The sequence below is a fragment of the Nocardioides aequoreus genome (assembly GCF_000720335.1).
Lineage (GTDB): Bacteria > Actinomycetota > Actinomycetes > Propionibacteriales > Nocardioidaceae > Marmoricola > Marmoricola aequoreus.
On record NZ_JOJN01000004.1, the window covers coordinates 264,652 to 286,465 of the forward strand.

Genomic DNA, 21,814 nt, shown 5'->3' on the forward strand with positions numbered 1-21,814 from the left:
TCAGCGGCTGCGCTGGCGCTCCAGCTCCTCGGCGCTGACCGAGCCGCCGGCGCGCCTGGTCACGACGTACAGCGCCACGACCACGCCCCACGACAGCAGGCTCAGCAGGATCTGCGAGCGGGTGTCGGCGGTGAACATCATCTGCACCAGGATCGCGACGATGCCCACGATCGCGACGATGGTGAGTGCCGGGTAGGCCCACATCCGCACCACCAGCTCGTCGTCGGGAGTACGACGGCGCAGCAGCAGCTGGCTGATCGAGATCAGCAGGTAGACGAAGAGGATCACCGCGCCGGAGGAGTTGAGCAGGAAGAGGAAGACGGTGTCGGGGGAGACGTACGCCGCGACCACGCTGAGGAAGCCGATCACGGTGGAGAAGAGGATCGCGTTGCGCGGGACGCCGCTGCCACTCACCTTCGTCAGCACCTGCGGCGCCTCGCGCCGGTCGGCCAGCACGAAGATCATCCGCGAGGCGGTGTAGAGCCCGGAGTTCAGGCACGACAGCACGGCGGTGAGCACGACGGCGTTCATCAGGTGGTCGGCGTACGGGATGCCCATCTCGCTGAAGGCGGCGACGTACGGCGAGGCGCCGAGCTCGTTGTCGTCCCAGGGCACGATCAGGACCAGCAGCACCATCGAGCCGACGAAGAAGGTCGCGACCCGGATGATCACCGACTGGGTGGCCTTGGCGATCGCGCGCTCGGGGTCGCTGGACTCCGCGGCGGCGACGGTGGCGATCTCGGCGCCCACCATCGAGAAGACCACGACCACGATGCTGGCGAAGATGGCGCCCACGCCGTTGGGGAAGAAGCCGCCCTGGCTGGTCATCAGGCTGACGTCGAAGTCCTTGTCGGGCCACAGGCCGACGACGAAGAGCGTGCCCAGCACCAGGAAGGCGATGATCGCGAAGACCTTGATGCCGGCGAACCAGTACTCGAACTCGCCGTAGGAGCGCACCGAGACCAGGTTGGTGGCCGTCATCAGCACCATCAGCACCAGCGAGACCAGCCACAGGGGCGCGTCGATCCAGAAGCGCAGGATCTCCGCGCCCGCGACCGCCTCGAAGCCGACGACGATGACCCAGAAGTACCAGTAGAGCCAGGCGACGGAGAAGCCCGCCCAGCCGCCCAGTGCCCGCCGCGCGTAGTCGGCGAAGGACCCGGTCGAGGGATTGGCCGTCGCCATCTCGCCCAGCATCCGCATCACCAGGATGATCAGCAGCCCGGTGATCAGGTAGGAGAGGAAGGCCGACGGCCCGGTCTGGTTGATCACCACGCCGGAGCCCACGAAGAGGCCCGCGCCGATGACGCCGCCGATCGCGATCATGGTCAGGTGCCGCTGCTTGAGACCCTGCTGCAGCCCCGGTGTCGCCGCGGAGCCTCCGGGCTGGTCGGTGTCGGTGGCCATGGTGACCTCGCTCGCTCTCGACGATGGTTGCCCCACGCATCCAATACCCCGGACGTCCGCGCCCCACGCACCGACACCCGAACCTCCCACGCAGGACCGCGCCGACCTGCGACGATGACGCCCGTGTGGGAGCCGCACCCGGACTGGCAGCCGCTGCCCGGCGGGCCGTCCGGTGCGCGGCTGTGGCGCGTCGAGGCCGACGGGCGCGGCTGGGTCGTCAAGCGGCTGGCCCGACCCGACGTCGACGAGCCGGCCGTGGTCGGTCGCGCCGACCACCCGGGCTACTGGCGCCGCGAGGCCCACGTCGCGCAGGCGCCCGGCTTCGTCGACGGGCCCGGCCTGGTCCCGGCGGGCTTCGGCGCTGTCGAGGAGGACGCCGACGGCGTCACGGTCTGGGCCGAGGAGGTGCTCGGCGAGCCGCCCACGGGGCTGCTGGTGGCCCGGTGCCTGGGCAGCTTCGCGTCGGCGGCGTACGACGCGCCGGCCTGGGCGTCGCGGGACCTGCTGCGACGCCGGCTCGAGCTCGCGGAGCAGCGCGGGGGGTGGCGCACGCTGGCGCGCACCACGCTGGCCGACGTCACCGCCGCGCTGTGGGACCGGCGCAGCCACTGGCTCGCGAGGCTCGAGCAGCTGCCGCAGGGCCGGCTGCACGGCGACGCCGTCCCCGGAAACTTCCTGGCGACCCGCGGTGCGGAGGTGGTCACCGCCGACTGGCAGGCGGTCGGGGTGGGTCCGGTGGGCACCGACGTCGGCTACTGGGCGCTCTCCTCGCGGGAGGACTTCGAGGTGCTGCTCGACGCCTTCTGCGTGCCGGGCGTCGACCGCACGTCCGCAGCCGTCGCGGCGCGCGTCACGGCGGCGTACTCGGTGCTCTCGCGCGCGGAGTGGGCGCTCGCGCAGGCCGCGGCGGGAGAGGGCGCGCTGGCCGGGAAGTTCCGCCACCCGGCGGTCGCGCCGTACCTGCGGGCGGTGCAGCGGCAGTTCCCGCAGATCGAGGCGCTGCTGTGAGCGGTCTCGCCGACCCCCGCGCGCTGCTCGGGCGCTGGCGGCTGGAGCGCGTGGTCGAGGACCGCAGGGCAGGGGAGCACCACGAGATCGAGGGCACGCTCGAGATCGTCGAGGCCGGCGCGGAGCTGCGCTGGGAGGAGTCGCTGGTCTGGCACCGCCACGACGGCGACGTGGAGGCGCGGCGCGGGCTGCGGCTGGCGCGGGTCGACGGCGACTGGTGGGTGCGCTTCGAGGACGGTCGCGACTTCCATCCCTGGGCACCGGGCGAGACCGTGGTGCACCCCTGTGCACCCGACACCTACACGGGCGCGGTCGAGGGCACGCCGCTGCGCTGGACGGTGCGATGGACCGCGCAGGGGCCGGAGAAGGACTACGAGATGACCAGCGTGCTGACACCCGAGGCCAGCCCGGGAGCTGCCCCGGGAGCTAGCCCAGGGTGACGTCGGTGACGATGTCGGACTCGTCGAGGAGGAGGTTGAGCCGGTCGTCGCGGAAGTCCATCGTCGCCATGTGGCCGGGTCGCAGGCGGCGTACCTGCCAGCCCTGCGCCCGCGCCAGCTCCTCGGCCTCGCCGGCGGCGAGGCCGAGGTAGTCGTCGCGGGAGAAGCTCATGCGCCGCGGTGCAGCCGGTCCATCAGCTTCCACGTGAGCGGCAGCAGCCCGGCCGCGAGCGCGATCTTGAGCGCGTCGCCGAGGAGGTACGGCGTGAGCCCGAGGGCCAGTGCCTCGGGGAGGCTCACACCGAGCGCCACGGCGAGGTAGGGCACCCCGACCGCGTAGATGACGGCGTTGCCGAGCAGCATCGCGCCGGCCGTCTGCCACGGCGAGCGGTCGGCCCCGCGGCGGGCGAGGGCGCCGATCATGGTGGCGGCCAGCAGGAAGCCGATGATGTAGCCGAAGGACGGCAGCGCGAGACCGCCGGAGGTGCCCTGGGCGAACCACGGCATCCCGGCCATGCCGGCGCCCATGTAGAGCACCATCGCGAGCGCGGCGCGCTGCCAGCCGAGGGCCGCGCCGACCGTGAGCGCGGCGAAGGTCTGCATCGTCACGGGCACCGGCGAGCCGGCGACCGGGATCGCGATCTGCGCAGCCAGGCCGGTGAGGGCGGCGCCACCCACCACGAGCGCGGCGTCACGGGTCAGGGTGCCCGGCACCAGGTCGGCGAGCACCAGGCCCTGGCGGGGGAGCGGGGCGGAGAGTGCGGAGCTGGACATGGGACCTCCGGGGGTCGGGGGCGGCCGGGCCGCGTACGACAGCGTTTCTACCAGATGTGAGGAGGGCCTCGCATTGTGAGGTGGTCGACGCACCGGCGATGCGTCGTCGGCGGCCGTCGCCACCTAGACTGCCCGGTCGGCCCTCCCCACGAAAGTCTTCCTCCGTGATCACCGTCTCCCAGCTCGAGGTGCGCGCCGGCGCGCGCCTGCTGATGAGCGACGTCTCCTTCCGGATCGCCACCGGCGACCGCGTCGGCCTGGTCGGGCGCAACGGCGCCGGCAAGACCACGATGACGCGCATCCTGGCGGGCGAGGCGCTCCCGGCGGGCGGGCAGGTCACCCGGTCCGGCTCCGTCGGCTACCTCCCGCAGGACCCGCGCACGGGAGACCTCGAGCAGCTCGCCCGCGACCGCATCCTCGGGGCCCGCGGCCTCGACGACGTCGTACGCCGCCTGCGTGCCGCCGAGGCCGAGATGGGCAGCGACGACGAGGCGGTGCGCGAGCGCGCCATGCGCCGCTACGGCAACGCCGACGCCGAGCTGCACGCCGCCGGGGGGTACGCCGCCGACGCCGAGGCCGCGCAGATCGCCGCCAGCCTGGGCATCGAGGAGCGGCTGCTCGAGCGGCCGCTGCGCACCCTCTCGGGTGGCCAGCGGCGCCGCGTCGAGCTGGCGCGCATCCTCTTCTCCGGCGCCGAGACGCTGCTGCTCGACGAGCCGACCAACCACCTCGACGCCGACTCCGTGGTGTGGCTGCGCGAGTTCCTGCGCACCTTCCCCGGCGGTCTGGTGGTCATCTCCCACGACGTCGCGCTGCTCGACGCGTGCGTCAACAAGGTGCTGCACCTCGACGCCAACCGCTCGGTCGTCGACGTCTACAACATGGGCTGGAAGCGCTACCTGCAGCAGCGCGAGACCGACGAGAAGCGGCGTCGCCGCGAGCGCGTCAACGCCGAGAGCAAGGCCAAGCAGCTCACCGACCAAGCCAACAAGATGCGGGCCAAGGCCACCAAGGCCCAGGCCGCCCAGTCGATGCTGAAGCGGGCCGAGCGCCTGCTGGAGGGCGTCGAGGGCGAGCGTCGCGCCGACCGCGTGGCCCGGATCTCCTTCCCCGAGCCCGCGCCCTGCGGCAAGACCCCGCTGACCGCGCGGGAGCTCTCGAAGTCCTACGGCTCGCTGGAGGTCTTCACCGACGTCGACCTGGCCATCGACCGCGGCAGCCGCGTGGTGATCCTGGGGCTCAACGGCGCCGGCAAGACCACCCTGCTGCGGATCCTGGCGGGCGTCGACTCACCCGACACCGGCATGGTGGTGCCGGGCCACGGCCTCAAGGTCGGCTACTACGCCCAGGAGCACGAGACCCTCGACACCTCGCGCACGGTGCTGCAGAACCTGCACGGCTCGGCGCCGCAGCTCACCGACACCGAGGCGCGCTCGGTTCTCGGCTCCTTCCTCTTCTCCGGCGACGACGCCACCAAGCCCGCAGGGGTGCTGTCCGGTGGCGAGAAGACCCGGCTGGCGCTGGCCGCCCTGGTCGTCTCCAGCGCCAACGTCCTGCTGCTCGACGAGCCCACCAACAACCTCGACCCCGCCTCCCGCGAGGAGGTGCTCGCGGCGATCCGGGCCTACCAGGGTGCGATCGTGCTCGTCACCCACGACGAGGGCGCCGTGCACGCCCTCGAGCCCGACCGGGTGCTGCTGCTGCCCGACGGCGACGAGGACCTCTGGTCGCCCGATTACGCCGACCTGGTCGCGCTCGCCTGACCTCGAGTCCACTCGAGCTCCTAGCGTCGTCGGCGGCGCACCGGGAACAGGAGTGTCGTACCCGGGTGTTGTGATGCAGCGAGCGGAAGTGAGGCGGGATGTCGATGGGCAGTGGGATGCAGCCGTGGTCGGCGCTGCGCGCTGCGCAGCGGCGTGCCGACGGCCAGGACGAGGCGATCACCCGCGGCACGCTGCAGCGCGTGCTGGGGTTCGCGCAGCCGCAGCGGCGGCTGATCGGAGCGTTCCTCGTCGTGGTGGTGCTCGATGCCGCCCTCGTCGTGGCCAACCCCCTGCTGATCAAGCACCTGCTCGACGACGGCATCATCGCGGGCGACGTCGCGGTCGTGGTGTGGCTCGCCCTGGCGATGGCCGGCGTCGCGATCGTCGATGCCGTGCTGGGCGTGGGCTCGGGCTACCTCTCCTCACGCATCGGTGAGCGGCTCATCTTCGACCTGCGCACCCGCGTCTTCGCCCACGTGCAGCGGCTCTCGCTCGCCTTCTTCACCCGCACCCAGACCGGCGCGCTGGTCTCCCGCCTCAACAACGACGTGATGGGCGCGCAGCGTGCCTTCACCTCGGCGCTCTCCGGCACGGTGTCCAACGCGATCAGCGTCGTGGTCGTCGGCATCACCATGTTCGTGCTCAGCTGGCAGGTGACGCTGGCCTGCCTGGCGCTCTTCCCGGTGCTGCTCCTGGCCTCGCGCTGGGTGGGTAGGCAGATCAGCGGGCTGACCCGCCGCCAGATGGACGCCAACGCCGACCTCGGCAACATGATGACCGAGCGCTTCAACGTCGGCGGTGCGCTACTGCTCAAGCTCTTCGGGCGCCGCGACGACGAGGACGCGGCGTACGCCGAGCGGGCCGGGGTCGTGCGCGACCTCGGGGTGCGCATCAGCCTGGTCACCCGCATCTTCATGGCCGTGATGATGCTGATCCCCGCCCTGGCGACGGCCCTCGTCTACGGCGTGGGCGGTGCCCTCGCGGTGCAGGGCTCGATGACCATCGGCACGCTGACCGCGCTCGCCACGCTGCTGCTGCGGCTGCTGGGCCCGCTCCAGGGGCTCTCCAACGTGCGGGTCGACGTCATGACCGCGCTCGTCAGCTTCGAGCGGGTCTTCGAGGTCCTCGACCTGCGCTCCACGGTGGCCGAGCGTCCCGACGCCACCGTGCTGCCGCGAGGTGCCTCCAGGGTCGAGTTCGACCAGGTCGACTTCAGCTATCCGCGGGCGGCCGACGTGTCGCTGGCCAGCCTGGAGCGGGTCTCGGGCTCCGAGAGCGAGTCGGGTCAGGTGCTCGAGGAGGTCTCCTTCGTGGCCGAGCCCGGGCAGATGGTGGCCCTCGTGGGTCCCTCGGGCGCGGGCAAGAGCACGATCACCCACCTGGTCGCCCGGCTCTACGACGTCGACTCCGGCGCGGTGCTGGTGGGCGACCGCGACGTGCGCGAGATGACCCTGGAGTCGCTGGAGCAGGCGGTCGGCTACGTCACCCAGGACGCCCACATGTTCCACGACACCATCCGCGCCAACCTGAGCTACGCCGACCCGTCGGCCGACGACGACCGCATCTGGCGGGCGCTCGAGGCCGCCCAGGTCGCGACGCTGGTGCGCTCGCTGCCCGACGGCCTCGAGACGGTCGTCGGCGACCGCGGCTACCGGCTCTCCGGCGGCGAGCGACAGCGGCTCGCGATCGCCCGTCTGCTGCTCAAGAGCCCGGGCATCGTGGTGCTCGACGAGGCGACCGCCCACCTCGACTCCGAGTCGGAGTACTACGTGCAGCGGGCGCTCGACGAGGCGCTCAGCGGCCGCACCTCCCTCGTCATCGCCCACCGACTCTCCACGGTGCGTGAGGCCGACCTGATCCTGGTGGTCGACCGCGGCCGCATCGTGCAGCGCGGCACCCACACCGAGCTGCTGGCCCGCGGCGGGCTCTACGCCCACCTCTACCGCACCCAGTTCGCCACCGACGCCTCCGAGCCCGGGCCCGAGGCCGAGCCGGCGCTCTGAGGCCGGCGGTGCCCGCTCAGCGCACCGGGCGCTCGGGTGGGTGCTCCTGCGGGCTCTCGGGTGAGCGCTCGGGCGCCTGGTCGGTGGGCCGGTCCGGGCGCTCGCCGTAGCGCCAGGCGACCAGCTGGGCGGCCTCCTCGGCACGCTGCTGCCGGCGGCTCGCCCGCCGGCTCGCGACGAGCTCCCGGCGCCGCCGGGCGGCCTCACGGCCGGCGCCTCCGCGGGTCTCGTCGTAGGCCAGGTACAGGAAGCCGAAGACCGCCAGGGCGCCGAAGAACCACCACTGCAGCCCGTAGAAGAAGTGCGGGCCCTCGCTGGTGTCGTCGGGCAGCGGTCGCGGCTCGAGCGCCGTGGCCGGTGCGGGCTCCTCGGAGGCCAGGTCGACGAACCCCTGGTAGAGCGGGTAGTCGGTGAGCTCGGCGACGGCCCGCGACGAGACCGCGCGGGTGCCACCGTCGGCGATCGTGGTCGCCGCACCCGTGGCGTCGGCACGCACGTAGCCCGTGATCGACACCTCGCCCTGCGTCGCCGGCGGCGGGTCGGGGGTCTCCGAGCCGGAGTTGGGGGTGGCCAGCCAGCCTCGGTTGACCAGCACCGCGACCCCGGAGTCCGTCACGAGGGGGGTGACGACGTCGACGCCGGGTCCGCCGTCGCGCGTCTGGTACTTCAGCACCACCGTCTGCTCGTCGTCCCAGGTGCCCGAGACCTCCACCGGCAGCCACTGCTGGTCGGCCGTGGGCTGCCGCTCGGTGGAGAGGGCGTCGGCCACCGGCACGGGGTCGGCGGCGAGGTTGGTGGCCAGCACCCTGTTCTCCGCGCGACGGTCGTCGAGCCGGTGGAACTGCCACTGCCCGAGGAGCAGCGCCAGCCACGCGAGCAGCACGACGACCACGGCGAAGCCGAGCCACCGGCGCGAGAGCAGGAAGCGCACAGGACGAGCGTAGGCGGCCACACCACCCGGACGGACGGTGGCGCCGCTGGCTGGCGAACCTATGCTGGGAGCGTGACCTCCGAGCCGACCACCGTCCACGACGAGCGGGCTGGTCTGGTCGACGGCTTCGGCCGTGTCGCCACCGACCTGCGCGTCTCGCTCACCGACCGCTGCAACCTGCGCTGCAACTACTGCATGCCGGCCGAGGGCCTCGACTGGCTGCCCACCGACCAGACCCTCACCGACGACGAGGTGGTGCGTCTGGTGCGCATCGGCGTCGAGATGCTCGGCATCCGCGAGGTGCGCTTCACCGGCGGCGAGCCGCTGCTGCGCCGTGGCCTGACCGACATCGTGCGGCGCACGACGCAGCTGGACCCGCGGCCCGAGGTCTCGCTGACGACCAACGCGCTGGGTCTCGCCCGCACCGCGCCCGCCCTGGCCGAGGCCGGGCTCGACCGCATCAACGCCAGCCTCGACACCGTGCGCGCCGACACCTTCGCGCAGATCACGCGGCGCGACCGGTTGCACGACGTGATCGCGGGCCTCGAGGCGGCCGACGCCGCGGGGATCGGCCCGATCAAGGTCAACGCCGTGCTGCTGCGCGGCGTCAACGAGGACCAGGCTCCCGAGCTGCTGCAGTGGTGCCTCGATCGCGACTACCAGCTGCGCATCATCGAGCAGATGCCGCTGGACGCGCAGCACGACTGGTCGCGCGAGGCGATGGTGACGGCGGCGGAGATCTTCGAGATCCTCGGGCGCCACTTCGAGCTCACCCCCGACCCCGAGCACCGCGGCAGTGCCCCGGCCGAGACGTTCCTGGTCGACGGCGGCCCCGCCACCGTGGGCGTGATCGCCTCGGTGACGCGCCCCTTCTGCGGCGACTGCGACCGGGTGCGGCTCACGGCCGACGGCCAGGTGCGCAACTGCCTCTTCGCCCGGCAGGAGTCCGACCTGCGCGGCGCCCTGCGCTCGGGGGCCAGCGACGAGGAGATCGCCGACCGCTGGCGTCTCGCGATGGCCTCCAAGCGCCCCGGCCACGGCATCGACGACGTGGCCTTCCTGCAGCCCACCCGCCCCATGTCCGCCATCGGCGGCTGAGCGGCGCACCTGCGCCGCGACGGCGTACGGGACATCCTGGACACTGGCGTGCCCGAACTGGCACTGGAGCGCCGATACTTCGGCGTCCCAGTGGCAGATTCACCGGCCGGCCGGTGACTTCGCCGCCGTCAGGACGCGTGCGGCTCCACCGAGCGCAGGAAGCCGCGGGCGCCGAGGAAGTCGCTGAGGTGCTCGCGGTGCTCGTCGCAGGCCAGCCACACCTTGCGGCGCTCGGGGGTGTGCAGCTTGGGGTTGTTCCAGAGCAGCTGGTGGCGCGCCGGCTGCTGGCAGCCCTTGGCGGAGCAGGTCTCGGTCACGGTCTCAGCCTCCGTCTCGCGCTCGCTCACTCGAGCTCCCGGTGCTCGCCGTCGTTGCCGCGCAGGTCGGTGCCCTCGATGCGCGGGGCCGCGGAGTTGGCCACCACGACGGCGACGTAGGGGAGCACGACCGCCCCGGCGATGAGTACCCAGCGCAGCCACCCGGGTCCGACGGCCACGGCGCCCACGAAGCACAGCGAGCGCACCACCATCGAGACGACGTAGCGGCGCCGGCGCCGGTCGAGGTCGTCGCGGTGGCTGGTGGGGGCCGTGGTGATGCGGACAGGGTCGACGCGTCGGGTGGTCCTGCGCGTGGAGGGCACCCGACCAACAGTACGTCGCGGCCGCGGGGGCCGGTCCCGTCGTCCCACCCACGAGGAGTACCCGTTCCCCGTGCCAGACTGCGGGGGACCCCGAGTCCCAGACATGTCGCAGGCACAGGAGCCGCCCGATGAGCAACCGCACCTACCGCGTGACCGAGATCGTGGGCACCTCGCCCGACGGCATCGACCAGGCGATCCGCAACGGCGTCGAGCGCGCCGCCACGACCCTGCGCCACGTCGACTGGTTCGAGATGACCCAGGTCCGCGGCCAGGTCAAGGACGGCACGGTGGAGCACTTCCAGGTCGGCCTGAAGATCGGCTTCCGCCTCGAGGACGACTGAGCCGACGTCCGAGATGTCGGTCTTCACCCCCGACGAGGGCAGTGACCCCACCGCCCTCGTCGAGCTGCGGATCCTGGAGGGGCCCAACCTCTACTTCTCCCGTGCCGCGGTCAAGCTGACCCTCGACGTGGCCGACCTGACGGCGGCCGACGAGGCGCGGGTGCGTGCTGTCGGCAGCGCCCTCGGACTGCGCTCGCTGCGCCCCGGCCCTCCCGGCACCGGCTTCCGCCAGCGCGCGCTGCTGCGGCTGGTGACCCAGCTCGTCCGGCGCACGGCGCACGCCGCCGGCACCACGCGGCTCGGGGTGCGCACGCGCCTCACCTCCGACGCCGACCGGCTGGTGGTGGTCTACCCGTGGCGTGACCGCTCGCGGGCCAGGGCGCTCGGCGAGGGTGTCGTGGCCGTGCTCGACGGGCTCGCGACGCCTGAGGTCGCGGCGAGCGACGTCGAGGCCGCGGTCGACCGGCTGGTGGCCGAGGCCGGCGAGCGGGTGCGCGCGGTCGGGCGGGGTCCGGGCCCGACGACGCTGCGCCCGCGGGTGCCCGTGGTGGCCGTGACCGGCACCAACGGCAAGACCACGACCTCGCGGATGATCGCCCACCTCGCGCGCACCGCCGGCCACCACGTCGGGTGGTCCAACACCGACGGCATCTACGTCGACGGCGTGCAGGTCGAGGAGGGCGACTACTCGGGGCCCTCGGGCGCCGGGCTCGTGCTGGCCCACAAGGCGGTCGACTTCGCGGTCACCGAGACCGCGCGCGGCGGCATCCTGCTCAAGGGCATCGGCGTGGTCGCCAACGACGTCTCGGTCGTGACCAACGTCAGCGCCGACCACCTCGGGATGCAGGGCATCGGCACCGTCGACCAGCTCGCCGAGGTCAAGGGCGTGGTCCCGCGGATCACCAAGAAGACCGGCTGGGCGGTGCTCAACGCCGACGACCCGCGCGTCTTCGCGATGCGGCTGACCACCAAGGCCCGGCCGTGGGTCTTCTCCCGGGAGCCGGACTCGCCGGCGCTGCGCGAGGTGCTCGGCGCGGGAGGTCGGGCCACGACGGTGATCGACGGCTGGATCACCGTGCTCGACGCGCACGGCACCGACCCGCTGGTCGAGGTCGTCGACGTGCCGATGACGCTGGCCGGCCTCTCCCGCTTCAACGTCGAGAACGCGCTGGCCGCCGCCTCCGCGGCGCTGGCCGCCCGGATCGACCGTGAGTACGTCGTCGCGGGGCTGCGCAGCTTCCGGCCCGACGCGGCGCACAACCCGGGCCGGATGAACTGCTTCAGCCTCGACGACGCCACCGTCGTGGTCGACCTCGCCCACAACGAGGCGGGGCTCGAGGCGATGATCGAGGTCATGCGCGGACTGCGCCGACCGGGGGCCCGGCTGCTGCTCGGCCTGGGCGCCGTCGGCGACCGGCAGGACGACCTGCTGGAGATGCTCGGCGAGATCGCCGGCCGCGACGCCGACGTGGTGGCCATCGGCCACAAGCAGAAGTACCTGCGCGGCCGGACCGTCGAGGAGGTCGACGCCCTGCTCCGCACCGGCGCCGAGCGCGTCGGCGCGACCGACGTCGCGTCGTACGACACCGAGCTGGCCTCGCTGCAGGCCCTGGTGGCGCAGGCAGGCCCTGGCGACGTCGTCGGGCTGATGTGCCACGCCGAGCGCCAGCCGGTCTACGACTGGCTCGACTCCATGGGCGCCACCGCCGACGGACCTGACGACCTGGCCGCCAAGGTGCGCGCCGCCCTTGACGAAGGAGAAGTGTGAGCGACCCCCGGCTTTCCGTCCTGATCGATGCCGACAACGTCTCGCCGAAGCACGCGACCGAGCTCTTCGCGGAGCTGGCGGGCTACGGCAACCTGACGGTCCGTCGTGCCTACGGCGACTGGACCACCGACCAGCTGGGCGGGTGGAAGAAGCGGCTGCACGAGCACGCCATCAGCCCGATGCAGCAGTTCGCCTACACGCAGGGCAAGAACTCCACCGACTCGGCGCTCATCATCGACGCGATGGACCTGCTCTACGCCGGCAACCTCGACGGCTTCGTGATCGTCTCCAGCGACAGCGACTTCACCCGCCTGGCCACCCGGCTGCGCGAGTCGGGGATGACGGTCTACGGCCTGGGGGCGAAGAAGACGCCCAAGGCCTTCCGCGACGCCTGCGACCAGTTCGTCTACCTGGAGAACCTCGGCGACACGGAGCCGGACCCGGTGGCCGAGCCCGAGGTGTCGGAGCCGGCGAACCCCGACGACACCGAGCCGAGCGAGGGCTCCGGCCGTCGTCCGGAGGCCGCGCTGCAGAGCAAGCTCGCCCGGGCGCTCAACCGGGTCGACGCCGACGACGACGACTGGGCGACGCTCTCCTCGGTCGGCGACGTGCTGCGGCGCACCGACCCCTCCTTCGACCCGCGGACCTTCGGCTTCGGCAAGCTCAGCGACCTGGTCAAGGCGCAGCGCTTCGTGGAGACGCGCACGGTCACGGGGGAGAAGGGTCGCGGCGAGCTGTGGGTCCGGCTGAAGGGCCGCCGGGGCCGCAACGGGAGTTGAGACCCCGCCGGCGCGGCCGTTGACACCGTGGCTCGTCGCTGCCAGCCTGCACACGTTTGCAGTGCCTGACCGAGGAGACGTCCGTGATCGCTGCTGCCCCGTCCAGCCCCGCCTTCGACGGCCCCGACCTCGACGGCCCTGCGTTCGACCGACCCGTGCTCACCGAGCGGCTGGCCGGGTCGGACCACCCGGTCGACTACCTGCTGGCCGAGACCCGCGACGGCCTCTACGTCCCCTACGCGCTGCGCACGCCCGCGGGTGACGGGCCGCACCCCTTCGTCCTCGTCGCCTACGGCAACGGCGGCGGCGGGCTGGCGTGGCTGCGCGACCGCTCCCACCGCTTCCGCCACGTCACCGACGTGCTGCTCGAGGCGGGCTACGCGTGCGGCTGGGCGCGCTACCGGACCGAGGTCGAGCTCGGCTACGAGCACGGTGGCCCGCTGAAGGTCGAGGGGCGGCAGGGCATGGAGCTGATGAACCGCGCGCCGCTCGAGTACGAGGACGAGGTCGCGATCCTGCGCCACGTCGGCGCCCAGGCGTCGGTGGACGCCGAGCGGCTCTTCCACCTCGGGGTCAGCCACGCGGGGGAGATGCTGCTCAAGCTGCTCTCGCAGTACGACGGGCTGCTGCGCGCCGGGGTGGCGGCCGAGCCCGCGAGCCACGAGCTGCTCACGCTGAGCCTCGACGGCGAGCCGACGGTGGCCTCGGTCGACGGGCTGCGCGACATCGAGAGCCTGGAGATGCGCAGCGTGGAGCACGCGCGCTCGCGCGTCACCGATCCCGAGGAGGTCTCCCGTCGGCTCGACGGCGTCGACGTGCCCGTGCTGGTCCTGGGGCGCGACGAGGACGAGCTGCAGGGCATCTTCCGGCTCACCTACGAGCTGCTCGCCGAGAAGCGCGACGACGTGGAGTGGCGCTCGTGGAGCCACCCGGTGCACGGCTACATCTACCCCGAGTGCGACGCCGACGGCGTGCCCGTCGTCGACGAGGTGCAGCGGGAGGCGCTCGAGGTCATCATCGACTTCCTCGACCGGCACCGCTGAGCGGGGCAAGTCGTAGCGGCTACGACGAGGGCGTGTAGTCGGGGTCGGCGGCGGGATGTGCCTCGACGTCGCCGTCGCCGTACGCCGCCCCGGCCTGCGCGTGGTCGGACCACGTCTCCAGCTCGGCCATCACCTGGGGGTGCTGGTCGACGCACACGACGAGCAGGTCGCCCTTGTTGGCGCGGCTCATCGCGTGGCGCACGGCCTCGATCTCGTCGAGCACCACCTCGAGCTGCTTGCAGCGCACCGAGCCGTCCTCCATCGCCCGGCGCACGCCCTCCGCGACCAGCGAGGAGGTCTCACCGCGCTCGCGGCCGCGCAGCGCCTCGTCCTCGCGCACCACGACGACGTCGAAGTGGTGGGCGGCGACCTCGCCGAGCTCGCGCAGGTCCTCGTCGCGGCGGTCGCCGGCGGTCGCGACGACGCCGATGCGCGACGGCTTGCCGAGCTCGTGGCCCTGGTCGAGCGACTCGCCGACCCGGTCGACGAAGTCGCCCAGCATCCGCATGCCGGGGGCGTTGTGGCAGTAGTCGACGATGACGTTGACGCCGGCCACCTCGACCTCGTTGAGGCGCCCGGGGGAGAGGTAGTAGCTGGTGGAGAAGGTGCGCAGCCCCTGCCGGATGTCGTGCAGCGGCGCGCCCGCGGCGAAGGCGGCCGCAGCGGCGGCCAGCGAGTTCTGCACGTTCATCCGTGCCCGTCCCGAGAAGGTCGCGGGCAGCAGGTGGGTGAAGGCGAGCTGCATGTCGCGCGAGCCGTGGCGCACCACGATCATCTCGCCGCGGTCGGTGGGCTGCAGCACCAGTGCCTTGCCGCCACGGCGGCAGTGGGCGTCGATCATCTCGCGCGCCTCGGAGCCGGGCTCGGCCATGGAGAACCACACCACCTGGCCCGAGCAGCGCCGGCGCATCTCGCGCACCAGCGGGTCGTCGGCGTTGAGCACGGCGTGCCCGTCGCGAGGCACCGCCTCCACGACCACCGCCTTGACGTCGGCGAGCTGCTCGACGGTGTCGATGCCACGCAGGCCGAGGTGGTCGGGCTGCACGTTGAGCACGACGGCCACGTCGTTGCGCTCGTAGCCGAGGCCCTCGCGCAGGATGCCGCCGCGGGCGACCTCGAAGACCGCGAAGTCGACCCGGGGGTTCTGCAGCACCATCCGGGCGCTGCGCGGCCCCGAGGCGTCGGACCGGATCACCAGTCGCTCGTCGATGACGACGCCGTCGGTCGAGGTCATGCCGACCTTGCGCCCCATGCCCTTGAAGATGTGGCTGACCATCCGGCTGGTGGTGGTCTTGCCGTTGGTGCCGGTGACGGCCACGATCGGGATCCGGCTGGTGGCGCCCGGCGGGAAGAGCATGTCGACCACGGGCTTGGCGATGAACTGCGGCTCGCCGATGGTCGGGTGGGTGTGCATCCGGAAGCCGGGCGCGGCGTTGACCTCGCAGATCGCGCCCCCGGTCTCGCGCACGGGCTCGGTGATGTCGGGGCAGATGAAGTCGATGCCGGCGATGTCGAGCCCGACCATGCGGGCCGCCTCCTCGGCGATCTCGACGTTCTCCGGGTGCGCCTCGAAGGTGCGGTCGATGGAGATGCCGCCGGTCGACATGTTGCCGGTGAGCGCGAGCTTGACCGTCTCGCCCTCGCTGGGGACCGAGTCGAGGGTGTGCCCCTGGGAGGCGAGCACCTCCTCCGCGGCGGCGTCGACCTTGATCCTCGTGAGCACCTTCTCGTGGCCCACCCCTCGGCGCGGGTCGGCGTTGGTGAGGTCGACCAGGTCGCGCACGGTGCTGGTGCCGTCGCCGGTGACCGAGGCCGGCACCCGCTCCGCGATGGCGGCCATGCGGCCGTCGATGATCAGGCAGCGGTAGTCCCTGCCGGTGACGAAGGACTCCACGATCACCCAGCCGCGCCGTGACTGCTCCTCGGCGACCGGGAAGGCCTCGCGCACCGCGTCGGCGTCCTGCAGGTCGAGGCAGACGCCGCGGCCGTGGTTGCCGTCGAGCGGCTTGACGACGACCGGGTAGCCGATCCGCTCGGCGACGCGCACCGCCTGGTCGGCGCTGCGCACGGAGTCCTGCTTGGGCACCGGCAGGCCCGCCGCGGCGAGCAGCTTGGTGGTGAGGTCCTTGTCGGAGGCGATGTCGACCGCGATCGAGCTGGTCTCGGAGGTCATCGTCGCGCGGATCCGCTGGGCGTGGACGCCCTGGCCGAGCTGCACCAGCGAGTGCTGGTTGAGCCGGATCCAGGGGATGTCGCGCGAGACCGCCTCGTCGAGGATCGCCTGCGTCGACGGCCCGAAGGCGGTGCGCTGGGCGCGCACGATGAAGCGGTCGAGCTCGTCGGCGAAGTCGAACTCCGGCTCGGCCTCGACCAGGTGGTTGACCAGCCGGCAGGCGAGCCGTCCGGCGGCGAGCCCGACGGTCTCGTCGACGTAGCCGAAGACCACGTTGTAGCGGCCCTTGTGGCCCTTGACCTGGCGGGTCTTGCCGCGCCGGATGTCGTGGCCGACCACCTGCTGCAGGGCGAGGGCGCAGTGCTCGGCGACGTGGCCCAGCCAGGTGCCCTCGTGGAGCCGCTCGACGAAGCCGCCGCGGCGCCCGCGCGAGCAGGAGTGCTCCCGCAGCCCGGGCAGCGCCTCGAGCAGGTGCTCGCTGAAGCCCGGCAGGGTGTTGGTCGGGAAGTCCTCCAGGACGCCGAGGTCGACGACGAGGTGGATCGCCTTCTCGTAGGACCAGACGTTGGGGCCGCGGTAGACGCGGGTCTCGACGATGTCGAGGTCGGGGGCCGGGCGGCCACCGCTGCGGTACGTCGTGTCACCGGAGCCGGTGGGGGGCTGCGTCTGCTGGGTCATCGGGTCGGTCCTCCTGTGCGTCGGGCGCGACGTCGCCGGAAGACGGACGGCGAGGCGTCGTCCGCGGCGATGTCGCGCGCCATCTTCTGCAGGTCGCGGTTGGCCAGCGCCAGCTCGTCGGCCTCGCGCGGGTCGACCTCGGGCGCGACCGGCAGCAGCGTGCGGGTGGTGAGGTCGAAGCGGGACCCGGCGGTCAGGGCGTGCAGCACCACGCCGGAGGCCAGCACCGGGCGGTGCTCCTTGACGGCGTGGGCGTCGGTGACCATCGCGCTGCCGTCGAGCACGGTGACGGCGCCGCGCCCCACCACCTCGCCCACCACGTGACCGTCGGTCGAGGGGGTGACGACGAGACCGGTGTCCTCGTCGACGCCGATGCCGAGCAGCTGCGGGCTCTGGGCCACGATCATCAGCAGCCGGCCGTAGCGGTTGCGCTGGGCGAAGTGCTGGTCGACGACGCACTGCTCCAGCAGGCCGAGCCCGGCCGCGACCTGCGTCATCCGCTGCTTCGCCGTCGAGCCGCCGGGTCCGAAGGCGACCATGTGCGAGGACTGGATGCTCGCTCCGGCGCTGGTGCCGGCGACGGCGGCGCCGCGGGCGTGCGCCCGCCGGATGGCCTCGCCGAACGGCGTGCCGGCCACCACCGTGGAGAGCTTGAGCTGGTTGCCGCCGGTCATGAAGATCCCGGTGGCGTCGTCGAGGAGTCCGACCACGTCGGGGTCCGCGGCCTGTGCGCGGTCCTCGGGCCGGGCGCCCCAGACCTCGGCCGCACCGAGCTTGGCGAAGACGGCGGCGTAGACGTCGACGATCTCGGGTCCGAGCGAGCTGGCGGTCGGGACCACCGCGATGCGGGCGCGCTCACCACCGGCCCGCTCGACGAACTCGGCCAGCACGCGGCGCTTGCCGAGCTTGTCCTCCGCCCCGCCGATGACCATCAGCGGACCGGGGGCTGGAGCGTCGGGACCGGCGTCTCCTGGGTGCGGCATGGGGGCAGCCTAGAGGCCGCCCGAGGTCGCTGGACGACCCCTGGTGCCGGGGGGTGGTGGCCGTGGGAAAGTGACCCATGCCCACCACGCCCAGCTCCCCGGGTGGTCACCGCCTGGTCGTGCTCCGCCACGCCCGCGCCGAGGCCTTCGCCGCGGACGACGCCGACCGACACCTCACCGAGCGGGGACGCGACGACGCCACCGCGCGGGGCCGCTGGCTGGCCGGGGTGACCGGCGTCCCGGCGCTGGCGCTGGTCTCCAGCGCCGTCCGCACCCGCGAGACCTGGGAGCTCGTCTCCGCCGAGCTCGACGGGGAGGTGGAGGTCCGCGTCGAGGAGGCGCTCTACGGCGCCTCGCCCGACGCCGTGCTCGACCTGCTGCGCCAGCTCCCGGAGTCGGTGACCTCGGTCGTCTACGTCGGCCACAACCCGACCGCGGCCGACCTGGCGGTCACCCTCGACGACGGCTCGGGCGACCCCGCCGGCTTCGCGCGGCTCAGCGGCGGCCTGCCCCCCGCCGGCGTCGCCGTCTACGACGTCCCCGGCACCTGGGCCGCCCTCGACGCCGGCGGCGCCACCCTGGTGGCGTACGACGGGTGAGCCTGACGTACGCCGAGGTCGGTGCCACGCGGACCGGGGACGTGCCCGACGGCTACACCGGGCTGAGGTTGCGCCGTCGCGTCGGTGACGCCACCTGCTTCGAGGAGGCCGGTGCCTTCGTCATGTCCCTGGGGATGCAACGGGGTGCCGGGCTCCGGGTGCCGGACACGGTGGTGGCGCCGGGCGCGGACGTGACGATGCGACTCGGTCCCGGTCGCCTTCACCTCGCCGTGCCGACCAGGGTCGTCTACGTCATCGACGAGCCGCGACGCACCGGCTTCGCGTACGGGACCCTCGACGGCCACCCGGAGTCTGGGGAGGAGCTCTTCCTGGTGGAGCGGGACGACCTGGCGACGTACGCCGAGGTCCGGGCCTTCTCGCGTCCCGGCCGCTGGTTCACCCGGCTGGCCGGGCCCCTGGCCCGGTACGCCCAGGCTGCCTTCGCACGTCGCTACCTCGCTGTCTTGGAGCGTGCCCTGGACGACGCGTGACGGTTTCCCAAGTCAACTGGGGAATCCCGCACTTCGCGGCTGAAGCTTCCGTGGGCAAGTGCCAGTTTCACCAGTCAACATGGGGAACCGCGGGCTCGGGAGGCGTCAGACCGGGGGAGCGGGCGTGGTGTAGCCGGCGGCGGCGTCGGCGGCCTCGACCTCCTCGCGGCTGATGCCGAGGAGGTAGAGCACGGCGTCCATGTAGGGGACGTTGACCGAGGTCTGGGCCTGCTCGCGGACGATCGGCTTGGCGTTGAAGGCGATGCCGAAGCCGGCGGCGGCAAGCATGTCGAGGTCGTTGGCACCGTCGCCGATGGCGATGGTGGCCGCGACCGGGACGCCGGCGTCGTCGGCGAAGCGGCGCAGCGCCGTGGCCTTGCCGGCGCGGTCGACGACGTCGCCCAGCACCCGGCCGGTGAGGCGTCCATCGACGACCTCCAGCTCGTTGGCCAGCGCGAAGTCGATGCCGAGGTCGGCGGCGAGCCGATCGGTCAGGTGGGTGAAGCCGCCGCTGACGATGGCGAAGCGGTAGCCCAGGCGCTTGAGCACCCGCACCGTGGTGCGGGCGCCGGGGGTGAGCTGCAGGTCGGCGTAGACCTGGTCGAGCGCGGCGGCGTCGAGGCCCTCGAGCAGGGCGACGCGGGCGCGCAGGCTCTCCTCGAAGTCAAGCTCGCCGCGCATCGCCCGCTCGGTGACGTCGGCGACCTCGTCGAGGCACCCCGCGTGGGCGGCGAGCATCTCGATGACCTCGCCCTGCACCAGCGTGGAGTCGACGTCCATCACGATCAGGCGGATGCCGTGGCGCAGCAGGCCGGCGGGCTGCACGGCGATGTCGACGCCCTGGGTGCTGGCCTCGCGGGCGAGCACCTCGCGCAGCGTGTCGGGGTCGGTGCCGGAGACGTGCAGCTCGATCGCGGTGATGGGGTAGCGCGCCATGCGCTCGATCCGGTCGATGTTGGCGCCGGTGTCGGCGATGCGCCCCGCGATGGCCGCCACCCCGCGCGACTGCAGCGGGGTGCCCAGCACGGTCACGTGGCTGCGTCCCTCCGGGCGCGACCGGTTGTCGCCCGACCCCTCGTCGAGCTCCAGGGTCATCTCCAGCTCCCGCGCGACCGTCTCCATCGCCGAGCGCAGCACCGTGGTGGTGCGCGGCGCCTTGACCAGGACGCCGAGGATCAGGCGGCGGCGCAGCACGATCTGCTCGATGTCGAGCACCTCGACCGAGAAGCGCGCCAGGGTGTCGAAGAGGCGGGAGGTCACCCCGGGCCGGTCACGCCCGGTGAGGGTGATCAGGAGCGTGCGGGTGGGGGACGACGGCTCCGGCACAGGCCGACACTAACCGGCGGCGCGCCCGGTGCACGCGCCGACCAGCGCGTGCCGGGCCGCGCGGTCGAGGTCGGCGAGGGCGTCGCGACGCCGCTGCGCCTCGTACGCCGAGACCGCCCCGCCGTCGTCGCCGCCGGCCAGGTCGACGATCTCCAGGCACAGCACCGCCCGCTCCAGGGTCTCCCGGCGACGCGGGTCGACGCCGGGTGGCAGCGGCAGCGGGGGACGGTGGCGCAGGTTGAGCAGCAGGTCGGGCACCTCGGGGCGCCACGCGGCGACGTCGAGCTCGACGAGGCGGGCGGTGACGTCCTGGAGGGCGAGCCGCAGCGCGGTCGCGGTCTCGCGCTCGTCGACGTACGGCGCCCGGGCCGCCGGCACGGCCCGCCAGACCACGGTGCGCGCGTCGTCCTCGGGCAGCAGCGCGACGTCGCCCACCAGCACGGCCTCGCCGGTCTCGAGCGCGGCACGGTTGAGCGCCGGGGGCCCGGCCAGCCCCACGAGGTCGCCCGGCGCGGGCAGCGCCAGCGAGAGGGGACCGCGCAGCAGGGCCGGCAGTCGGAGCAGCTCGACGGCACCCTCGTCGGGGGACTGCGCGGGCAGGCCGACCACCAGGCTGCGCGGTGCGTCGCCGCGCACGGCGGCGGCGAGGTCGTCGGGTCCGGCGGTGCCCGAGCGCACGGCGTCCAGCCACAGGCACAGCCGTGCCGAGAGCGGGAGGGCGGTCACCGAGGCAGCGTAGGACGCACGTAGGTTGGCCCCATGAGCGCCGTCCTGGAGCTGGCCGACGTGACCGTGCGACGCGGTGAGGCCCGCCTCCTCGACGGGGTCGACTGGGCCGTCGAGGAGGACGAGCGCTGGGTCGTGCTCGGCCCCAACGGCGCCGGCAAGACCACGCTGATCCAGCTCTGCTCGGCCCAGATCCACCCCACGTCGGGGGTGGTGGGGCTGCTGGGCGAGGTCGTCGGCACCGTCGACCTCTTCGAGCTGCGTCCGCGGATCGGCTGGACCAGCGCGGCCGTCGCCGAGCGGATCCCCGGCCACGAGCGGGTCAGCGACGTCGTCGTCTCCGCGTCGTACGGCGTGGTGGGCCGCTGGCGCGAGGCCTACGACGACCTCGACCACGAGCGGGCCCGCGAGCTGCTCGCCGACGTCGGCGCCGACCACCTCGCCGAGCGCACCTTCGGCACGTTGAGCGAGGGCGAGCGCAAGCGCGTGCAGATCGCCCGCGCGCTGATGACCGACCCCGAGCTGATGCTGCTCGACGAGCCGGCCGCCGGGCTGGACCTCGGCGGGCGCGAGGACCTGGTGACCACGCTCGCCGAGCTCGCCGCCGACCCGGCGGCCCCCGCGACCGTGCTGGTCTCCCACCATGTCGAGGAGATCCCCCCGGGCTTCACCCACGCCCTGCTGCTCCGCGCGGGTCGCGTGGTCGCCGCGGGGCCGATGGAGCAGGTGATGACCGAGCCGCTGCTCTCGGAGGCCTTCGGCCTGCCGCTGGCCGTGGAGCAGCGAGCCGGCCGCTGGACGGCACGACGCGCCTGACCAGCGGCGTTGCCGAGATGGGTCGCC

22 protein-coding genes are annotated in these 21,814 nt (G+C 73.1%); 12 read left to right on the plus strand and 10 right to left on the minus strand.

The features are described 5' to 3' along the window. On the minus strand, positions 1–1,407 hold the full coding sequence (locus IG63_RS0110160) for an amino acid permease (protein WP_030484262.1): 1,407 nt from the start codon (positions 1,405–1,407) through the stop codon (positions 1–3). Between the two features lie 123 nt (positions 1,408–1,530). Between IG63_RS0110160 and IG63_RS0110165 the strand changes: the two genes are divergently transcribed. After that, on the plus strand, positions 1,531–2,415 hold the full coding sequence (locus IG63_RS0110165; protein ID WP_030484263.1) for a phosphotransferase: 885 nt from the start codon (positions 1,531–1,533) through the stop codon (positions 2,413–2,415). Beyond that, positions 2,412–2,855: a DUF6314 family protein gene (locus IG63_RS0110170; RefSeq protein WP_051706530.1), complete on the plus strand. Its 444-nt coding sequence runs from the start codon at positions 2,412–2,414 to the stop codon at positions 2,853–2,855. Before IG63_RS0110165 ends, IG63_RS0110170 begins: the two co-directional genes overlap by 4 nt. Here the strand turns inward: IG63_RS0110170 and IG63_RS0110175 are convergent. Together IG63_RS0110175 and IG63_RS0110180 are read right to left on the minus strand one after the other, a co-directional pair. Continuing rightward, complete coding sequence (locus IG63_RS0110175) at positions 2,842–3,027, minus strand: I78 family peptidase inhibitor (RefSeq protein WP_030484265.1); 186 nt, start codon at positions 3,025–3,027, stop codon at positions 2,842–2,844. The two genes, IG63_RS0110170 and IG63_RS0110175, sit on opposite strands and share 14 nt — an antisense overlap. Beyond that, positions 3,024–3,629, minus strand: coding sequence for a biotin transporter BioY (locus tag IG63_RS0110180; RefSeq protein ID WP_030484266.1), 606 nt, complete (start codon positions 3,627–3,629; stop codon positions 3,024–3,026). Before IG63_RS0110180 ends, IG63_RS0110175 begins: the two co-directional genes overlap by 4 nt. Before the next feature lie 164 nt (positions 3,630–3,793). Between IG63_RS0110180 and IG63_RS0110185 the strand changes: the two genes are divergently transcribed. Continuing rightward, on the plus strand, positions 3,794–5,392 hold the full coding sequence (locus IG63_RS0110185; RefSeq protein WP_030484267.1) for an ABC-F family ATP-binding cassette domain-containing protein: 1,599 nt from the start codon (positions 3,794–3,796) through the stop codon (positions 5,390–5,392). Positions 5,393–5,496: 104 nt separating this feature from the next. Continuing rightward, positions 5,497–7,395 carry an ABC transporter ATP-binding protein gene (locus IG63_RS0110190; protein ID WP_157210103.1) on the plus strand — a complete coding sequence of 633 codons (1,899 nt, stop codon included), beginning with the start codon at positions 5,497–5,499 and terminating at the stop codon, positions 7,393–7,395. A 16-nt stretch (positions 7,396–7,411) separates the two neighbouring features. Here IG63_RS0110190 and IG63_RS20640 read toward each other — a convergent pair whose 3' ends face one another. Continuing rightward, positions 7,412–8,326 (minus strand): SURF1 family cytochrome oxidase biogenesis protein, encoded by a 915-nt coding sequence (locus IG63_RS20640; RefSeq protein WP_030484269.1) that lies wholly within the window; start codon positions 8,324–8,326, stop codon positions 7,412–7,414. 72 nt (positions 8,327–8,398) lie between these two features. Between IG63_RS20640 and moaA the strand changes: the two genes are divergently transcribed. Further along, positions 8,399–9,424, plus strand: a complete 1,026-nt coding sequence (moaA, locus tag IG63_RS0110200) for a GTP 3',8-cyclase MoaA (RefSeq protein ID WP_051706532.1) — start codon at positions 8,399–8,401, stop codon at positions 9,422–9,424. A gap of 128 nt (positions 9,425–9,552) precedes the next feature. On the opposite strand, the gene IG63_RS0110205 is transcribed toward moaA, so the two are convergent. Both IG63_RS0110205 and IG63_RS0110210 read right to left on the minus strand, forming a co-directional pair. Beyond that, complete coding sequence (locus IG63_RS0110205; RefSeq protein ID WP_245604385.1) at positions 9,553–9,741, minus strand: acetone carboxylase; 189 nt, start codon at positions 9,739–9,741, stop codon at positions 9,553–9,555. A 26-nt stretch (positions 9,742–9,767) separates the two neighbouring features. Next, positions 9,768–10,064, minus strand: coding sequence for a DUF3099 domain-containing protein (locus tag IG63_RS0110210; protein WP_030484272.1), 297 nt, complete (start codon positions 10,062–10,064; stop codon positions 9,768–9,770). Between the two features lie 128 nt (positions 10,065–10,192). Between IG63_RS0110210 and IG63_RS0110215 the strand changes: the two genes are divergently transcribed. The 4 genes from IG63_RS0110215 to IG63_RS0110230 all read left to right on the plus strand — a co-directional run bounded on the left by IG63_RS0110215 (position 10,193) and on the right by IG63_RS0110230 (position 13,995). After that, a complete protein-coding gene (locus tag IG63_RS0110215; RefSeq protein ID WP_030484273.1) occupies positions 10,193–10,405 on the plus strand; it encodes a dodecin in 213 nt (70 codons plus the stop codon). 13 nt (positions 10,406–10,418) lie between these two features. Next, complete coding sequence (locus IG63_RS0110220) at positions 10,419–12,173, plus strand: Mur ligase family protein (protein ID WP_030484274.1); 1,755 nt, start codon at positions 10,419–10,421, stop codon at positions 12,171–12,173. Further along, positions 12,170–12,952, plus strand: a complete 783-nt coding sequence (locus IG63_RS0110225) for an NYN domain-containing protein (RefSeq protein ID WP_030484275.1) — start codon at positions 12,170–12,172, stop codon at positions 12,950–12,952. Before IG63_RS0110220 ends, IG63_RS0110225 begins: the two co-directional genes overlap by 4 nt. Before the next feature lie 83 nt (positions 12,953–13,035). After that, complete coding sequence (locus tag IG63_RS0110230) at positions 13,036–13,995, plus strand: alpha/beta hydrolase family protein (protein WP_030484276.1); 960 nt, start codon at positions 13,036–13,038, stop codon at positions 13,993–13,995. A gap of 19 nt (positions 13,996–14,014) precedes the next feature. Here IG63_RS0110230 and cphA read toward each other — a convergent pair whose 3' ends face one another. Beyond that, complete coding sequence (gene cphA, locus IG63_RS0110235; RefSeq protein ID WP_084596929.1) at positions 14,015–16,846, minus strand: cyanophycin synthetase; 2,832 nt, start codon at positions 16,844–16,846, stop codon at positions 14,015–14,017. Then, positions 16,843–17,829, minus strand: a complete 987-nt coding sequence (locus IG63_RS0110240) for a cyanophycinase (RefSeq protein WP_036195023.1) — start codon at positions 17,827–17,829, stop codon at positions 16,843–16,845. The genes cphA and IG63_RS0110240 overlap by 4 nt, the downstream gene beginning before the upstream one ends. A gap of 77 nt (positions 17,830–17,906) precedes the next feature. On the opposite strand from IG63_RS0110240, the gene IG63_RS0110245 reads away from it, so the two are divergent. After that, the gene (locus IG63_RS0110245; protein ID WP_030484279.1) at positions 17,907–18,428 is read left to right on the plus strand and encodes a SixA phosphatase family protein; all 522 of its coding nucleotides are present in this window, start codon (positions 17,907–17,909) and stop codon (positions 18,426–18,428) included. Further along, complete coding sequence (locus tag IG63_RS0110250; protein ID WP_030484280.1) at positions 18,425–18,919, plus strand: DUF1990 domain-containing protein; 495 nt, start codon at positions 18,425–18,427, stop codon at positions 18,917–18,919. Before IG63_RS0110245 ends, IG63_RS0110250 begins: the two co-directional genes overlap by 4 nt. Positions 18,920–19,024: 105 nt before the next feature. Here IG63_RS0110250 and serB read toward each other — a convergent pair whose 3' ends face one another. Then, positions 19,025–20,245: a phosphoserine phosphatase SerB gene (gene serB / locus IG63_RS0110255; RefSeq protein WP_030484281.1), complete on the minus strand. Its 1,221-nt coding sequence runs from the start codon at positions 20,243–20,245 to the stop codon at positions 19,025–19,027. Positions 20,246–20,254: 9 nt separating this feature from the next. Next, complete coding sequence (locus IG63_RS0110260; protein WP_030484282.1) at positions 20,255–20,971, minus strand: hypothetical protein; 717 nt, start codon at positions 20,969–20,971, stop codon at positions 20,255–20,257. A 33-nt stretch (positions 20,972–21,004) separates the two neighbouring features. On the opposite strand from IG63_RS0110260, the gene IG63_RS0110265 reads away from it, so the two are divergent. Continuing rightward, the gene (locus IG63_RS0110265) at positions 21,005–21,787 is read left to right on the plus strand and encodes an ABC transporter ATP-binding protein (protein WP_030484283.1); all 783 of its coding nucleotides are present in this window, start codon (positions 21,005–21,007) and stop codon (positions 21,785–21,787) included. Positions 21,788–21,814 lie beyond the last annotated feature (27 nt).

What these genes read in the sequence shown, in the direction of transcription:
- cphA (WP_084596929.1), bottom strand. Translation starts at nt 16,846, where the DNA reads ATGACCCAGCAGACGCAGCCCCCCACCGGCTCCGGTGACACGACGTAC.
- IG63_RS0110265 (WP_030484283.1), top strand. Translation starts at nt 21,005, where the DNA reads ATGAGCGCCGTCCTGGAGCTGGCCGACGTGACCGTGCGACGCGGTGAG.
- IG63_RS0110220 (WP_030484274.1), top strand. Translation starts at nt 10,419, where the DNA reads ATGTCGGTCTTCACCCCCGACGAGGGCAGTGACCCCACCGCCCTCGTC.
- IG63_RS0110160 (WP_030484262.1), bottom strand. Translation starts at nt 1,407, where the DNA reads ATGGCCACCGACACCGACCAGCCCGGAGGCTCCGCGGCGACACCGGGG.
- IG63_RS0110240 (WP_036195023.1), bottom strand. Translation starts at nt 17,829, where the DNA reads ATGCCGCACCCAGGAGACGCCGGTCCCGACGCTCCAGCCCCCGGTCCG.
- IG63_RS0110180 (WP_030484266.1), bottom strand. Translation starts at nt 3,629, where the DNA reads ATGTCCAGCTCCGCACTCTCCGCCCCGCTCCCCCGCCAGGGCCTGGTG.
- IG63_RS0110215 (WP_030484273.1), top strand. Translation starts at nt 10,193, where the DNA reads ATGAGCAACCGCACCTACCGCGTGACCGAGATCGTGGGCACCTCGCCC.
- IG63_RS0110190 (WP_157210103.1), top strand. Translation starts at nt 5,497, where the DNA reads ATGGGCAGTGGGATGCAGCCGTGGTCGGCGCTGCGCGCTGCGCAGCGG.
- IG63_RS0110245 (WP_030484279.1), top strand. Translation starts at nt 17,907, where the DNA reads ATGCCCACCACGCCCAGCTCCCCGGGTGGTCACCGCCTGGTCGTGCTC.
- IG63_RS0110175 (WP_030484265.1), bottom strand. Translation starts at nt 3,027, where the DNA reads ATGAGCTTCTCCCGCGACGACTACCTCGGCCTCGCCGCCGGCGAGGCC.